The following is a 15,442-nucleotide window of genomic DNA, read 5'->3' on the forward strand; positions in this document are numbered from 1 at the left end:
CTAAACTAGTTGTCCAATGCGAGCCGATGCCACGCTGAAAAACGACGCAAGTTGCGCAAAACCTGCCGCTGATTGGCCTTTCCCTTTGCGCACAAACCCATATCTTCCCCGGCATACGCGCGAATACAAAAGGCAGGCCCGACATGACCACCGACCCCCTTGTTGTCTTTACCCCCTCGGGCAAACGCGGGCATTTCCCCGTTGGCACCCCGGTTCTGACCGCCGCCCGGCAGTTGGGTGTCGATCTGGATTCGGTCTGCGGCGGACGCGGGATTTGTTCGAAGTGCCAGATCACGCCCAGCTATGGTGAGTTTCCCAAGCACGGTGTCACCGTATCTGAGGACGCGCTGAGCGAATGGAACGCGGTCGAACAACGCTATGACGACAAACGCGGGCTTAAGCCTGGCCGCCGTCTGGGCTGTCAGGCGACGGTTCAGGGCGATATCGTGATCGACGTGCCGCCTGAGTCTCAGGTCCATCGTCAGGTCGTCCGCAAAGCGGCTGCCGCACGCGCCATCACCATGGACCCGGCGACGCGGCTGTATTTCGTGGTGGTCGAGGAACCCGACATGCACTCGCCCACCGGAGATCTGGAGCGGCTGGAACGCGCCCTGCGCCAGCAGTGGAACATTGAGGCCGTCACCGCCGATCTGTCGCTGATGGCCAAGCTGCAACCGGTGCTGCGCAAAGGCAAATGGGAGGTCACGGTAGCCGTCCACAAAGGCCACAAGGATGAGGTCGCACGGATCGTGGAAATCTGGCCCGGCCTGCATGAACAAGGGCTGTACGGACTGGCCATCGATCTTGGATCAACCACGGTCGCCGCACACCTGACCGATCTGGAGACCGGTGAGGTCAAGGCCTCGTCTGGCCTGATGAACCCACAAATCCGCTTTGGTGAAGACCTGATGAGCCGCGTGTCCTACGCCATGATGAACCCCGGTGGTGATCAGGAAATGACCCGCGCGGTGCGCGAGGCGATCAACGATCTGACCATCTCCATCGCCGAGGAGGCCGGGATCGACACCGCGCTGATCGTGGAGACGGTTTTCGTCTGCAACCCGGTCATGCACCACCTGCTGCTGGGTCTGGACCCGGTCGAGCTGGGGCAGGCCCCCTTCGCGTTGGCCACATCCGAGAGCATGTCCTTGCCCGCACGTGAGATGGATCTGACTAAGATGAACCCGCGCGCGCAGGTTTATATCCTACCCTGTATTGCGGGACATGTGGGCGCCGACTGTGCCGCCGTTGCGCTCTCCGAGGAACCCGGCAAGTCCGAAGACCTCGTGTTGATCGTCGATGTGGGCACCAATGCCGAAATTCTGCTGGGCAACACCACACGCGTGCTCGCCTGTTCCTCGCCCACGGGCCCCGCGTTTGAAGGCGCGCAGATCAGTTCCGGCCAACGCGCCGCCCCCGGTGCGATTGAGCGCATCGAAATTAATCCCGTCACCAAGGAACCCCGCTTCCGCATCATCGGGTCGGACAAGTGGTCCGATGAGGACGGGTTCGATCTTGATATCGCCACCACCGGGATCACCGGCATCTGTGGCTCGGGCATTATCGAGGCTGTTGCCGAAATGCGTATCGCCGGACTGCTGGATGAAAGCGGCCTGATTGGCTCGGCTGAACAAACCGGCACCGCGCGCTGCATCCCCGAAGGCCGCACGCATTCCTATCTGATCCACGATGCGAGCGCCGAAGGCGGCCCGCGTATCACCGTAACCCAAGGCGATATCCGCGCCATCCAACTGGCGAAATCGGCGCTTTATGCCGGTGCGCGCCTGCTTATGGACGAGATGAAGGTCGACGCCGTGGATCGCGTGGTTCTGGCCGGGGCGTTTGGCGCGCATATCTCGACCAAACACGCGATGGTGCTGGGCATGATCCCCGACGCACCACTGGACAAGGTCTCAAGCGCGGGCAACGCCGCTGGCACCGGCGCGCGGATCGCGCTGTGCAACATCGGATCGCGCAAGGAAATCGAACGCGTTGTGCGCGAGATCACCAAGGTCGAAACCGCCATCGAGCCCAAGTTTCAGGACCATTTCGTCGCCGCCAACGCTATCCCGCACAAGACCGACCCGTTCCCGGAACTGGCGCAGGTGGTCACGCTGCCCTCACCCTCGTTCAACACTGGCGGTGGGGATGAGGAAAAATCTGGCCGTCGCCGTCGCCGCAGGTCATAGTCCCCGGAAGGAGGCACCATGACCATAGCAAACGAAGAACAGGCCGAATTCTGGGGCAACTCCCCCTCGGGTGCGAAATGGCTGACCTATGAGGACCAGATGGATGCGCTTCTGGCCCCGGTCCTTGATCTGGTGCTAGAGCGCGCCGCCCTGCAACCGGGGCAGCGCGTGCTGGATATCGGCTGCGGCACAGGGGCCAGCACGGTTCTGGCGGCGCAGGCTGTTGGTCCGGATGGGCATGTTCTCGCCGCCGATGTCTCGCAGCCTTTTCTGGATCGCGCCGCCGAGCGCGCGCTGGCAGACGGGCACGCGAATATTGGCTTTCAATTCGCCGATGCGCAGACCCATCCGTTTGAGGAGGGCGACCGCGATATCATGATCTCGCGCTTTGGGGTGATGTTCTTTGAGGACACCGTAGCCGCCTTTGCCAACATGGCGCGCGCGCTGAAACCCGGCGGTCGGATGTGTTTCGCCGCTTGGGGGCCGCTATCTGGCAACCCGTGGTTCCGCCTGCCCCATATCGCAGCGACCGAACGGCTTGGCACCCCGCCCAAGGTCGACCGCAATGCCCCCGGCCCTTTGGCATTTCACGATCAGGATCGAGTCAGCGGGTTGCTGGCCGAGGCTGGCCTGACCGACATCACTGTCGATGCCGTACCCCTCACCCTGCTCGTTCGAGGCACGCTTGAAGACAGCGCAGCGCTATGTACGCGGATCGGACCCGCCGCACGGGTGATCGCCCATTTCGACGGAACGCCGGAAGATGTCTCTGCAATTCGGCAGGCTGTGGCCGAGGAGTTCAGGCCCTATGTCGCTGGAGATGTTGTTGCAATACCGGCCCTGATAAATCTGTTTCAGGCACGCAGGCCGGGCTGATCTGGAGCGGGTAACGGGAATCGAACCCGTAACAAGAGCTTGGGAAGCTCGTGTGATACCTTTTCACCATACCCGCCGCTTGGATCGGGATAACATCCCGCGCGACCAGACCGCAAGCGCCATTCCGCAGACTAACACGCGATTATTCCGTACGGGCACGCAGGCTGTCTATCAACGATTGTTCCACGTCCAAGGCCTCGCTGGCCGCGTCCAGCGTGCGCCGATCCAGATGCTGCGGGTTCAGGTCGATCCCGTCCGAGAACGCATCAACAATCGCGCGCATCGCTTTGATCCGCGCGTATTTCTTGTTGTTGGCCGGGATCACATGCCACGGCGCGATTTCCGTTGAGGTGCGCGCCAACATCTCATCCACCGCCACCTCGGCCTCGGCCCAGCGTTCGCGGTTGCGGAAATCCTCATAGGTCAGTTTCCAGCGTTTCATCGGATTGCGCAGTCGTTCAGTGAACCGCGCCATCTGTTCCTCGGGTGAGATGTGAAAGAACAGCTTTACGATCCGCGTTCCGTCATCCACCAGCATCCGTTCGAAATCGTTAATCTCGGCATAGGCGGCACGCCAGCGGTGTTCCGGCGTGAACTTTTCCAACCGCTCGACCAGGACCCGCCCGTACCAACTGCGGTCAAAGGCCGAGATCGCGCCCTCGGGCGGCAACCTCTCCCAAAACCTCAACAGGTAGTGACGGTTCAGATAATAATTGCGGGGTGCCCCGATGGGCCAGACCTTGAAACTGCGCGGGTCCAAAGCCTGACTGATACGGCGGATCGTGCCGCCCTTGCCCGCCGCGTCCCAGCCTTCGAACACCAACACGCCCTTGAGCCCGTGAAACAGAAATGCCTGCTGAATCAGTGCCAGCTGCGCCTGCAGATCGACCAGCTCTTCGAAATATTCTTTCTTGCCCAACCGCAGCGACAGATCGGCCTCGGCCAGTTTCGGAGGAAAGTGTATGGTCATTTCAATGCCCTGATCTGGTAATAATCATGGGCAGTGTCGCAATAACGACCGAAAGCAGCCTTGATCGGTGTCAAAACGAAAAAGGCCGGGCACTTGGCCCGGCCTTGAAGGTCGTTCCCGACAGATCAGGCGCGGCGCCGGCGGCCACCGCCGCGACGGCCACCTGCCCCACCGGCTGCAGCGGCTTCTTCAGGCGACTTGTTGAATTTGATCCAAGCCCCGCCATGCGGGTCATTGTTGGTCAACAGATTGGCGGCGCGGATGGCCTCCATTTCCTTACCCGCACGCGGTTGGGTCGAGCCCAGTCCGAACAACTGGCAGAAGGTCTCATCGTCCATATCCGCTGGCAGAACTATGCCCTTGGCTTCAACCTCGGCCTTCTTTTCAGCCAGTTTCTTGGGGCCAACCGGCAAGGCCACCGGGTTCATGATCGCCGAAGTCATGCCAGCGCCCATCGCCATCGGCAGGAACGCGTTGTTGATGCCATGACGGTTGGGTAGACCGAACGAGATATTGGACGCACCGCAGGTGGTGTTCACGCCCAGTTCTTCGCGCAGACGACGGACCAGAGCAAACACCTGCTGGCCAGCGGTCGCCATCGCACCGATCGGCATGACCAACGGGTCAACCACGATGTCATGGGCGGGGATCCCGTAATCGGCAGCCCGTTCAACAATGGTTTTTGCCACGGCAAACCGCACATCCGGGTCTTCGGAAATCCCAGTGTCGTCGTTCGAGATCGCCACAACTGGTACGTTGTATTTCTTGACCAGCGGCAGCACTAGCTCCAGACGCTCTTCCTCTCCCGTGACCGAGTTCAGCAGCGGACGGCCTTCAGCCGCCTCAAGTCCCGCCTCAAGCGCACCAGGAACCGAGCTGTCGATACACAGCGGCACATCGACCAGACCCTGCACCAGCTCGACGATCTTGGTCATCAGCGGTGGCTCGGTCTCGTTCGGGTTGGGGTTCGAGTTGTAGACGACGCCCGCATTGATATCCAGAACGGTTGCCCCTGCTGCAACCTGCGCGATGGCGTCTTTCTCGACAGTGGAGAAATCGCCCGCTTCCAGTTCCGCAGCCAGTTTCTTGCGGCCGGTGGGATTGATCCGTTCACCGATCACGCAGAACGGTTCATCAAAGCCCAGAACGGCGGTTTTTGTTTTTGATTCTACGACTGTACGGGTCATATCCGTTCCTTAGGAGTTTGCAGGCTTTGCCGAAGCGCCACCGTTATTGATCGCCCAGGTGGCGTTGGTCTTGATGCCACCCAGCGGGAAGAAGTGTACGTTGGTAATGTTGAAATCGGGGTTGGCCGCCTTGTGGTTGGCCAACTCGGTCAGAACATCGGTAGGCTCATAGGGCAACAGCAGCTTGGACACGTCCATGGCACGCTTCTGCAGCACCTTCAGCGAGGGGCCAACGCCGCACGCGATAGCGAATTTGATCAGAGTCTGCAGCTTGGCCGGGCCCGCGATACCGATATGGATCGGCAGGTCGATGCCCGCCTCTTTTAAGCCATCCGCCCATGCAATGATCGGCTTGGCATCAAAGGCGAACTGTGTGGCCAGCGCCATTTCGGCATCCGTCGTTTCGCTGAATTTCTGTTTCCAGCGCAGCGCGTCATCGACATTTTTGGTCGAGCCGTCAGGGTCGATGTCCTTGTTGCCTTCGGGGTGGCCAGCCACGTGCAGGCGTTTGAAACCAGCTTTGTCGAACAGGCCAGATTCCAGCAACTGCATTGAGCTTTCGAAATCGCCATGTGGTTTTTCGACACCGCCAGCCAGCAGCAAAGCCTGCTCAACACCTGCTTCGCCCTGATACATCGAAATCCAGTTTTCCAGCATGGCTGCGTCCTTGATGATCCGCGCAGGAAAATGCGGCATGACCGGATAGCCGTCATCGGCCAGACGTTTGGCCGTTTTGACCATGTCCTCGATGGGCGTGCCCTCGATATGAGCGATGTAGACGCGGGTGCCTTCGGGCAGCAGCGCTTTGAAGTCTTCGACCTTTTCGGCGGTGCGGGGCATCACTTCAATCGAGTAGCCCTGCAAAAAGGCTTCGACGGTCGGGTTCACAGGGCCGTTTTCGACGGCAGCACGTTTCTTGAAGTTCAACAGAGCCATCGTGGCCTCCCATAAAGATCTCGGGCTCATGCCCAACCATCATTCGCGATCAGAGCTTTGATGCGATCCTGATCATATTCAGCTTCCAAGCGCGCTGCCTCGGCCTCGGCAATGTCGGACGGATCGCCCTCAACCGCAAAAGGCTCGGCTTTGCGCCATTCGGCCAGGTAGGCATCGCTATCCTTGGCGTTCACCTTCATGGCCGCCCGGTCGATGGCTTGCTCGAACCGTTCCTCCAATTGCCGCTTTGCGCCCCGCCGGCCTTTGCCGACGATGACTTGGGCGGGAATATCGCGCCAGTATACGATGGTGACGTCAGGCATCGCTGTTGATTCCTCCTAACCAGATGGACCGGTTCTAGACTTCTATATGGGCACAAGTCGGTCGGTTTTCGACACAAGGCGTATTTCAAACGACCTTTTGGCTCACGATGGGATAGCGGGTTTGTAACGAATAGTTCAACGTTCACGCATATCAAAATTCTCATCACTATAATGAGTGTCTTGCGCGATCAGAACACGCGACCTATGGTCGGGGTAACTCGAAAATCGGAGGGCGTTACGAATGGCGCCCAAGCGTCCCAAAGGTGCGGGCGCGTTCCCGAAAGCGGTCGAAAGCCCCGCGCCGGCAAGGCCCGATCCCGATGCGCTATACGCAGCGCTGGATCTGGGTACAAATAGTTGTCGCATGTTGATCGCCCAGCCCAAGGGCAGCGGCTTTCATGTGGTCGACAGTTTCTCGAAATCCGTGCAGCTTGGCGCGGGGCTCGAACGGACCGGACGGCTGTCTCGGTCTTCGATGGCTCGCACCATTCAGGCATTGCGCATCTGCCAGCAGAAGCTGAAACGTAACAAAGTCAAACGGATGCGACTGGTTGCCACCGAAGCGTGCCGCCGCGCAAAGAATTCGCGCGATTTCATCCGACAGGTCAAACGGGAAACCGGCCTGACCCTTGAGATCATCAAGCCCGAAGAAGAGGCCCGTCTAGCCGTTATCTCATGCGCGCCACTTGTGTCGACCAAGACCGAGCAGTTGCTGGTCGTTGATATCGGCGGCGGTTCGACAGAGCTTGTGTGGATCGACCTTTCTTCGGTGTTGCGCCGCGATAGGCCCGCAACGATCATGCGACTGCATCACGGGTTTCAAACCGCCGACAACCCCTTTCCGTCTGCCAAAGTTGTGGACTGGATCAGTGTTCCCTTGGGTGTCGCAACCCTGCGCGATCAGTTCAACGATGTCGAAGACGACTCGGCCCGCTTTGCTCTTATGAGCTGGTTTTTCGAGGAAAACCTTGCAGATTTTGCCCCTTACAAGGACGAACAGACACGAGAAGGCTTCCAGATCGTTGGCACCAGCGGAACGGTTACAACTGTTGCCGCGTCACATCTGGGATTAAAGCGCTATGACCGAACCAAAGTGGACGGTCTGCGTATGACCAGCGATCAGATTGACAAGGTAATACGCGGGTATCTGGAGCTTGGTCCTCAGGGACGGCGCCGTGACCCAAGGATCGGCGATGACCGACAGGCTTTGATCATGTCGGGCTCGGCCATTTTGCAGGCGTTGCTGCGCTGCTGGCCCACCGACCGTCTTTCGGTAGCCGATCGCGGACTTCGCGAAGGTCTGCTGTACGCGCAAATGAGCGCGGACGGTGTGTTGGAAGACGGACCTTTTTAGGACCATATCTTCGATGCCGCTGACCGTCGTTGCCCTAGCCTATCGCACATCGACCGCAGCAACCACGATTTGTTGTCTGGAAGCAGCCGGATTTGACGTGTTCTGCCCCGGCTTTCAGATTGCAAACGCCCTACCGCATTATGCACTGGCCATAGGGGGAATTGCGCTGTCAGTGCCCTACAACCAAGGTCTGGATGCGCTGGCGTTTTTGAACGAGGTTTCGCACCCTGATGTACCGAAGTCCTCCGTTTTGTCCACGGGGGCAAACTGTCTGGGCTGGCTGGGCTTTGGTGTTTCTTCTCCTTGGCCAGATCTGCTATTGATGGACGCACCGACAGGATCAACTTGATAACCCTAGACCAAGCCGGTAAACGCCCCCAGTCTTCAGGAGACCACACATGGCCAAAACACCGACTGGAAAAAGCAACTCGGGACGCGGACAACGCGATCTGAAGGTTAAGGTAAAAACCGCCCGAGGACGCAAACTCAGCTCGACCCGCTGGCTCGAGCGGCAGTTGAACGATCCGTATGTCAAGCGTGCGCAGGCCGAGGGGTATCGGGGGCGCGCGGCGTTCAAAATATTGGAACTGGACGACAAATTCCGTTTTTTGGTCCCCGGCGCTCGTGTCGTTGACTTGGGCTGTGCTCCCGGCGGCTGGCTGCAGGTCGCCGTCAAACGAGTGAATGCGCTGGGTGAGAAAAGCGGTAAGCGCATCGGAACAGTTCTGGGTGTGGACCTGCAAGAGGTCGAACCGGTCGCAGGTGCGATCGCCCACGTTTTGGACTTCATGGAAGACGACGCGGACGACAAGGTCAAAGAGTGGTTGGACGGCAAGGCCGATGTGGTCATGTCGGACATGGCCGCAGCCTCATCTGGGCACAAGCAGACAGACCATTTGCGTATCATGGCGTTGTGCGAGGCCGCCGCCTATTTCGCCTTTGATGTCCTTGAGGAAGGTGGAACCTTTGTGGCCAAGGTGCTTGCCGGGGGCGCAGAAGGCGACTTGCAAAAATTGCTAAAACAGAAGTTCAACAAGGTCGCCAACGTAAAACCGCCCGCTTCACGGTCGGACAGTTCCGAAAAATTTGTTGTAGCAACAGGCTTTCGTGGCTGACCTTAATCTTCGAGCGAAATAAAATCACCCGCCAGTACCTGTTGACGCAGTGACGCTGTAGCAATCCCCTGCATCAACAGCGCCTCACCATGGTTCAAGTATTCCGGCTTGCGCGTTCGCAGATCCTCGATCCGTTGGGATAGGGAAAGTGGCCGTTGCAGTTGCGACGTATGGACCGGTTTGTCGGACATGGAGCACCTTTTAACACGACGGGTTTTCTACCCGCCCCGTCCTGTTACAGGTGAAATTTGCCGCTAAAATGGCCGAAACCGGGCGAAGCGGTGCCGTTTTAGCGGGTCAACTGCCTTTGCAGTTGCAGCAGATCCGGGTGATCGGGTACCCGGTCCAACCCTTGGCTTAGGACGTCCAGAGCCGCTTCAGTTCCGCTGTTGAGTTGGACCAGTTGCACCAGAATGGGCCATGCCTCAGCTCGCTGCGGATCCAGTTGTATCACCTCGCGAAAGGCGCGTTCGGCCGCTGGCGCGTTCCGAAAGGTCAAAGCCATCCCGCCCAGCACCATATGGGTTTCTGGAAAGTCCAGCCGATTGGCAATGGCATCCTGCCATTCTGCCATCACTTGACCCGCCTTTGACTGTTGCCCGGCGGTCAGGGCTTGTTGCGGAATGGTCAGAAGCTCTTTGGCGACAGCAATACGCACGTTCAACAGCGGATCGGACAACAAAGGTTCCAGCCGCTCAATCTGATCGCGGAGCTCGGCGGAACGTTGCAGCACCACAGCGTTCGCACGGACCAAAGGATCTTGGTCAGACAGCAACCCTGCAGTCTGTGCAGCAACTTCCGCCGAGCCGTAGTTCTGCAATAGATATGCAGCTGTCGCCCTGACAATACCCGGTTGCGTCTGATCACCCGCAATACCCAGCAGCGCCGATGGTCCTTCGGCCTGCCCCGTCACTGCAGCGTTGAATACAGTTCCATAATGGGGACCACGGTGAGACGATTCCGGAAACCAATCGGCTATTTGTGCGGCAGCCCAGGATTGGTTTTGATCCGTATGGCAATCGGTGCAGGCATCCTGACCCAGTGCCAGATCGGGACGCGGGACGCGAAAACTGTGATCGCGACGGCCATCCACACCCATGTAAACCCGTTCAATCATGTGGCACGATTTGCACTGTGCCCCTGCGCTGCCATCGGGATGGTTATGATGCGCAGACGTGTCGTATTCTCCGCGGGCGAGGGTCGGAAAGCGGTCATTCCCCGCACCCGAATGGCATTGCGTACACAGCCCGTTTCCTTCGGCCTTAAGCATCGCGCTATGTGGCTCGTGGCAATCCATGCAGCCGACCCCTTGCGCGTACATTCGCGACTGCAGGAATGAGCCATAGACGTAGACCTCGTCCAGAATTTGGCCATCCGGGTGGTAGAGCCCCGGCCGTAAAACCGCCAGGTTGTAGGCATCGTGATACGCCGTGCCCGGCAACGGGTTGCCATCCCCATGCGCCTCGCGGCGGGAATGGCAACCGGCACATTGCTGTATCTCGGCATCAGTCCGCCCCGCGCCCCATTCCATCGTGAAGCCATATTCCGTCAGGTCGGGGCTGCCCCCCTGCCCGTTCGTCCAGTCAATATGCGCCGAGCCTGGCCCATGGCATGCTTCACATCCAACCCCGATTTCCGCCTGGGTAGACGCATATGAGCGCGTGCCCGCGTCATAGTTCTTGTCAAAGCCAGTGGCGTGACACTCGGCACAACGCGCATTCCAGTTTTTATAGGGGCCGGTCCAGTGCAACCCATCATCGGGCGGCAGGTCCTGATCCGGGTATAAGTGGAACCAACGGTTTTCTTCAGTGTCCCAAACGACATCAAAGCTTTGCAATTGCCCCGGTCGGGTTTCGAACAGATATTGTTGCAGGGGTTCGATACCGACTACCGAGTGTACCGTGTAATCGTTTGATACCCCGTCTTTCTCCGTGACCCTGGCGCGCAGATCTCCGTCATCGGAGAAATGGACAGACATCCCATCATGGTCGAACTGCGTACCATTGAAATCTGCAACAACATGACCGTCCTCCACATCTGTCCAGGCCAAGGCGTGATGAGATTGCGACCACGCCGCGGCCTCAGCCTCGTGACAATCTTTGCATTGATCGGAACCGACATAGACGGGCACCTGGGCTGCGGCAAAGGTCGGCAGCATCAGACCAAGGATAATCCAAAGAGCTTTCACGGTTGGTCCCCATCATCGCCAACTTGCAAATCCATGAGCGCGCCATTGTATTCCGCGCCCAATATCAGGATCGCCGCGCACAGATACAAAAAGATCAGGGCAGCCATCGCTCCGGCCAAGCCTGCATAGGTGGCACTGTAGGATGCGAATTGGCTGATGTAGATCGAAAAGCCCCACCCGCCCGCGGCCCAAAGCGCCAAAGTCAACAAGACCCCCGGCAGAATTTGTGACATGGAATGGCGCCGAGTGGGCAGGATCAAATGCGCCAAAAAGACAGTTCCGGCTGGAACGGCTACGGTAAACGTCCAGCGCAGGCGGTCCACGGACAACCAATGCGATACGTTTACATCTGTCTTTTCCGAAACCAGTTTGGTGTAAACCGGCAAGATGACCTCGACTGCAGCGATGGCCAGAATTGTCGCCCCACCGATGATCACCAGACCAAGGCACAGCAGCCGCGTTTTCCAAAATGGCCAACTGTCTTGATCATGATAAGCCTGATTCATAGCCGCCCTGACAGCAACCACCCCGTTCGAGGCAAAGAAGATCGCCAAAAGGCCGCCCAAAGTAATCACGCCCGACCCCGACTGCTCTAGCACTGCGCGAAGTTCGGATACGATGGGATCGGCTACATCCTTGGGCCATGCGCCAAAGATCAATTCGATCAGTTCTTCGGTGACATAACCTTGTGACAAGGACCCGGCCAATGCCACTGTGAACAGAACAAATGGGAACAGTGCCAACATCAACGACATGGCGACATGGCTACTCATGACAAGGCCGTTTTTGCCACCGAACCGTCCAATGGCCAGCCACAAAGCTTGGATTGGGCGACTCAGCGAAGGAATCACTTGAGAAATCATGATCAAAGCCTAACCCGCCCAACGCGATCACAGAACCGTCAAAACCTCAAAATGGGCAAATTAACTTCCCCAAACATCTGGATGCATTGCATAATTTTCTGGTCTGTGCAGGATCAAGGTAATCCAACCTGCAACGTCACAGGCAGCTAAATGACCCTGGATCCAGAAAACTCCGCGTCCTCGCCGCGTATAAAATTGGCTGTCGTGCGCGATGCGGCCATTGTGGCGACGCTGACAGTGCTTGCGCTTTATGCGGGGGCGGCGTTTTTAATCCCGTTGACCATGGCCCTCTTGATCAACGTTCTGATCATGGCGCTTAGCGACCGTGTGATCGCCCTGACCCGCGCGCCTGTCTGGTTGGCCAATATTGCAGGCGTTACCGTGGTTTTGGCAGGGTTGTTCATGATCATGTATATTCTGGGCAGTCAGGCGACGCAGTTCGCACGCTCGATCAGCGACTACGAAAGCCAGTTCGACGGAGCCGTCAATCGGATCACCGGACTTGTGGGCAACAATGTAACAACCTTCATACGCGACAATCTGATCAATATCGACATGACCTATGTCGCGCGCGTACTGCTAGGCAGCGCCACATCACTGCTGAACCAATTCTTCCTGATCAGCCTTTACGTCGCATTTTTGATGGCCGAAAGACTGGCCTTTCGCAAGAAAATCCGGCTAGCCGCCGGGAACCCAGAAACCGGTGCCGAGTTCGCTGCGGTGTTGGATGCGATCTCGTTCAGCCTTCAACGCTATGTGGGCGTGAAAACCTTCATCAGTCTAATTACGGCGGGGATCAGTTACTCGGTGTTCCGAGTTCTTGGCCTAGAATATTCCGAAACATGGGCCGTGTTGACATTTGCACTGAACTTCATCCCTTCAATCGGGTCGATTATTGCGGTGGTGTTTCCGGCAATGATTGCATTGGTTCAATTCGAAACCATCGGCCCTTTCCTGATCATCGTATTCGGTTGCGGGACGATTCAGTTCGCTATCGGCAACTTCCTGGACCCTGCGATGCTGGGCCGGTCACTCAATATGTCGACCTTCCTCGTGATCCTAGCTCTGACTTTCTGGACAACAGTCTGGGGCATGATAGGAGCGTTCCTGAGTGTGCCTTTAACGGTCTGCATCCTGATCGTATTCAGCCACATTTCCGCCTTGCGCCCAATCGCGGTTTTGATGTCGCTGGACGGTCGGATTTGGGATGATCAGGGCAACACAGAAACCTGAAGCGATGCAGCACCCTCTTTTCATTGGTGCCGAAATCTATCGGAAGTCCACCTACGGTGCGAAACATCCCCTAGCGATTCCCCGCGTTTCAACAGTTATTGATCTGTGTCGCGCGTTGGGCTGGCTGAAGGCTGAAAATTATCGCGTGAGCCCCTGCGCCAAACCAAAGGCGCTGCACGCGTTTCATACGCCTGCATACATCGATGCGCTGCAAAAGGCAGAGGCGTCGCAATTCGTATCAGACGAAACCCGACAAAAACACGGGCTGGGCACCCTGTCCAACCCGGTTTTCCCCGAGATGTATCGTCGACCAGCCACCGCTGCCGGTGGTTCGATGCTGGGCGCGGAACTAATCCGCGATGGCGGTGTTGTCTTTAACCCTGCCGGCGGCACTCATCACGGTCTATCCGACCGAGCCAACGGGTTTTGCTACCTCAACGATCCTGTCTTGGCGATTCAGTCCCTCATCCGTTACGGATTGAGCCGGATAGTCTACGTCGATATCGACGCCCATCATTGCGACGGAGTCGAGGCTGCGTTCCACGGCTCCACTAAGGTCAGAATGATATCAATTCACGAAGAGCGCCGCTGGCCATTCAGTGGAACACTGGATGACACTGCGGGAGGAGCGGCTTTCAACCTGCCCGTCCCTCGGGGCCTGAATGACGACGAATTCTTTGCCATCCTGGAAGAGCTGATACTACCTGCCGCCGCTGCGTTTCGCCCTCAAGCCATCCTTCTTCAATGCGGTGCCGATGCTGTGGTCGAAGATCCCCTCTCGCGTTTGACCTTGTCCAATAATGCGCATTGGAGGGCAGTGTCGAGTTTGCAGAAATTGGCGCCGCGGTTCCTCGTTTTAGGTGGCGGCGGCTACAACCCGTGGTCAGTTGCCCGCCTATGGAGCGGCGTTTGGGCAACGCTAAATGGGTATGAAATACCGGACGCTCTGGATGCAAATGCGCAGATCATCCTCAAATCCCTGACATGGAGCCGCGGAGGGGGAAAACAGCCGCCCAAACACTGGGTAAAAACGCTTCGGGACAAGCCACACCTTGGACCAGTTCGTTCTGAATTGTCCGCTAGTCTGGCTCGCATCAGGGCAAGAATTCCATAGTGGAACGAAACGTAGCGGGCTGCTAACCTGATGCTAGCACAGCGCAATTCCGAGCAACCGTTACTATCCCAATTGCATCCCTGCAGCATGAAGCTTCAACTGGAACAAGCAATGAATGCACACAATCAAATAAATGATCTGAAATCTCGGATGGGGCAGTCGATTATCGGCCAGGCCGACGTGATCGACCGCCTGTTGATTGGACTTTTGGCGAACGGAAACTTGCTAATCGAAGGTTTGCCAGGCTTGGCGAAAACCCGGGCCGTCAAAGCAATGGCCCGAAATTTGGATGCCCACTTCAACCGAATTCAGTTTACTCCAGACCTATTGCCGTCTGACGTCACCGGAACTGAAGTGTTTCAACAAACACCGGACGGCGGAACATTCCGCTTCGAGCCGGGCCCCATCTTTGCCAATATTGTTCTGGCGGACGAAATTAACCGAGCGCCGGCAAAGGTTCAGGCCGCGTTGCTTGAAGCCATGGAAGAGCGTCAGGTCACGGTATCGGGTACGACCCACACGATGGACCCGTTATTCATAGTGATGGCAACCCAGAACCCCATCGAGCAAGAAGGGACCTACCCCCTGCCCGAAGCGCAGATGGACCGCTTCCTGATGCACGTACAGATCACTTATCCACCCGTCGAAGACGAGGTCGAGGTCATTCGGCTTGTGCGCGGTGAAGACAACGCCACCGCTTCTTCATCCCGAACCGAAGCTCCTGCGCCGATCCCTCAAGACGCTGTGTTCACCGCAAGGGCGGAAATTGCACAAATACATGTGTCAGACGCAATGGACAGGTATATGGCCGATCTGGTGCAAGCGACACGAACACCCGACAAGTTCAGCGAGGACTTGGCCAACTTGATCGAGATAGGTGCAAGCCCGCGCGCTTCGCTGGCACTTGACAAATGCGGGCGTGCGCAAGCCTGGATGAACGGGCGCGACTATGTGGACCCAGCTGATATCCGGGCCATCGCGCATGACGTTTTCAGACACCGCATTACACTTAGTTTCGAAGCCGAAGGCGAGGCGAAAACGGCTGACGATGTTGTCGCAGAAATTCTTCGCCTTGTGGCCCTGCCCTAAGCTGG

Annotated in this window: 15 protein-coding genes and 1 tRNA gene; 8 read left to right on the forward strand and 8 right to left on the reverse strand. The window is 57.8% G+C overall.

Annotated features, from left to right (window positions below; all coding sequences use genetic code 11):
- Window positions 1–143: 143 nt before the first annotated feature.
- On the forward strand, window positions 144–2,189 hold the full coding sequence (locus tag AC2TAD_RS01190; RefSeq protein WP_480865587.1) for an ASKHA domain-containing protein: 2,046 nt from the start codon (window positions 144–146) through the stop codon (window positions 2,187–2,189).
- 18 nt (window positions 2,190–2,207) lie between these two features.
- Window positions 2,208–3,065: a class I SAM-dependent methyltransferase gene (locus AC2TAD_RS01195; RefSeq protein WP_480865588.1), complete on the forward strand. Its 858-nt coding sequence runs from the start codon at window positions 2,208–2,210 to the stop codon at window positions 3,063–3,065.
- Window positions 3,066–3,067: 2 nt separating this feature from the next.
- On the opposite strand, the gene AC2TAD_RS01200 is transcribed toward AC2TAD_RS01195, so the two are convergent.
- The 5 genes from AC2TAD_RS01200 to AC2TAD_RS01220 all read right to left on the reverse strand — a co-directional run bounded on the left by AC2TAD_RS01200 (window position 3,068) and on the right by AC2TAD_RS01220 (window position 6,481).
- A tRNA-Gly gene (locus tag AC2TAD_RS01200) sits at window positions 3,068–3,141 on the reverse strand.
- Between the two features lie 66 nt (window positions 3,142–3,207).
- Window positions 3,208–4,035, reverse strand: coding sequence for a polyphosphate kinase 2 family protein (locus AC2TAD_RS01205; protein ID WP_480865589.1), 828 nt, complete (start codon window positions 4,033–4,035; stop codon window positions 3,208–3,210).
- 125 nt (window positions 4,036–4,160) lie between these two features.
- Window positions 4,161–5,222, reverse strand: coding sequence for a methyltetrahydrofolate cobalamin methyltransferase (locus tag AC2TAD_RS01210; protein ID WP_170354238.1), 1,062 nt, complete (start codon window positions 5,220–5,222; stop codon window positions 4,161–4,163).
- A 9-nt stretch (window positions 5,223–5,231) separates the two neighbouring features.
- Window positions 5,232–6,158 (reverse strand): methylenetetrahydrofolate reductase, encoded by a 927-nt coding sequence (locus AC2TAD_RS01215; RefSeq protein ID WP_480865590.1) that lies wholly within the window; start codon window positions 6,156–6,158, stop codon window positions 5,232–5,234.
- A gap of 26 nt (window positions 6,159–6,184) precedes the next feature.
- Window positions 6,185–6,481, reverse strand: coding sequence for a virulence factor (locus AC2TAD_RS01220; RefSeq protein ID WP_170354240.1), 297 nt, complete (start codon window positions 6,479–6,481; stop codon window positions 6,185–6,187).
- A 241-nt stretch (window positions 6,482–6,722) separates the two neighbouring features.
- On the opposite strand from AC2TAD_RS01220, the gene AC2TAD_RS01225 reads away from it, so the two are divergent.
- The 3 genes from AC2TAD_RS01225 to AC2TAD_RS01235 are packed head-to-tail and all read left to right on the forward strand — an operon-like array spanning window position 6,723 to window position 8,950.
- Window positions 6,723–7,835: a Ppx/GppA phosphatase family protein gene (locus tag AC2TAD_RS01225; RefSeq protein ID WP_480865591.1), complete on the forward strand. Its 1,113-nt coding sequence runs from the start codon at window positions 6,723–6,725 to the stop codon at window positions 7,833–7,835.
- A gap of 13 nt (window positions 7,836–7,848) precedes the next feature.
- The gene (locus AC2TAD_RS01230) at window positions 7,849–8,184 is read left to right on the forward strand and encodes a hypothetical protein (protein WP_480865592.1); all 336 of its coding nucleotides are present in this window, start codon (window positions 7,849–7,851) and stop codon (window positions 8,182–8,184) included.
- Between the two features lie 49 nt (window positions 8,185–8,233).
- Entirely contained in the window at window positions 8,234–8,950 is a 717-nt protein-coding gene (locus AC2TAD_RS01235; protein ID WP_353389861.1) for an RlmE family RNA methyltransferase, read from the forward strand.
- A gap of 2 nt (window positions 8,951–8,952) precedes the next feature.
- On the opposite strand, the gene AC2TAD_RS01240 is transcribed toward AC2TAD_RS01235, so the two are convergent.
- The 3 genes from AC2TAD_RS01240 to AC2TAD_RS01250 form a co-directional block, all read right to left on the reverse strand.
- Window positions 8,953–9,141, reverse strand: a complete 189-nt coding sequence (locus AC2TAD_RS01240; protein ID WP_170751314.1) for a hypothetical protein — start codon at window positions 9,139–9,141, stop codon at window positions 8,953–8,955.
- A 98-nt stretch (window positions 9,142–9,239) separates the two neighbouring features.
- A complete protein-coding gene (locus AC2TAD_RS01245) occupies window positions 9,240–11,138 on the reverse strand; it encodes a cytochrome c3 family protein (RefSeq protein WP_480865593.1) in 1,899 nt (632 codons plus the stop codon).
- Entirely contained in the window at window positions 11,135–12,001 is an 867-nt protein-coding gene (locus AC2TAD_RS01250; RefSeq protein ID WP_480865594.1) for a YihY/virulence factor BrkB family protein, read from the reverse strand. Before AC2TAD_RS01250 ends, AC2TAD_RS01245 begins: the two co-directional genes overlap by 4 nt.
- Before the next feature lie 150 nt (window positions 12,002–12,151).
- On the opposite strand from AC2TAD_RS01250, the gene AC2TAD_RS01255 reads away from it, so the two are divergent.
- The 3 genes from AC2TAD_RS01255 to AC2TAD_RS01265 all read left to right on the forward strand — a co-directional run bounded on the left by AC2TAD_RS01255 (window position 12,152) and on the right by AC2TAD_RS01265 (window position 15,437).
- Complete coding sequence (locus tag AC2TAD_RS01255) at window positions 12,152–13,234, forward strand: AI-2E family transporter (RefSeq protein WP_480865595.1); 1,083 nt, start codon at window positions 12,152–12,154, stop codon at window positions 13,232–13,234.
- Entirely contained in the window at window positions 13,209–14,348 is a 1,140-nt protein-coding gene (locus AC2TAD_RS01260) for an acetoin utilization protein AcuC (RefSeq protein WP_480865596.1), read from the forward strand. Before AC2TAD_RS01255 ends, AC2TAD_RS01260 begins: the two co-directional genes overlap by 26 nt.
- A 111-nt stretch (window positions 14,349–14,459) precedes the next feature.
- A complete protein-coding gene (locus AC2TAD_RS01265) occupies window positions 14,460–15,437 on the forward strand; it encodes an AAA family ATPase (protein ID WP_480865597.1) in 978 nt (325 codons plus the stop codon).
- Window positions 15,438–15,442 lie beyond the last annotated feature (5 nt).

The organism is Ruegeria sp. HKCCD7628 (assembly GCF_057221005.1).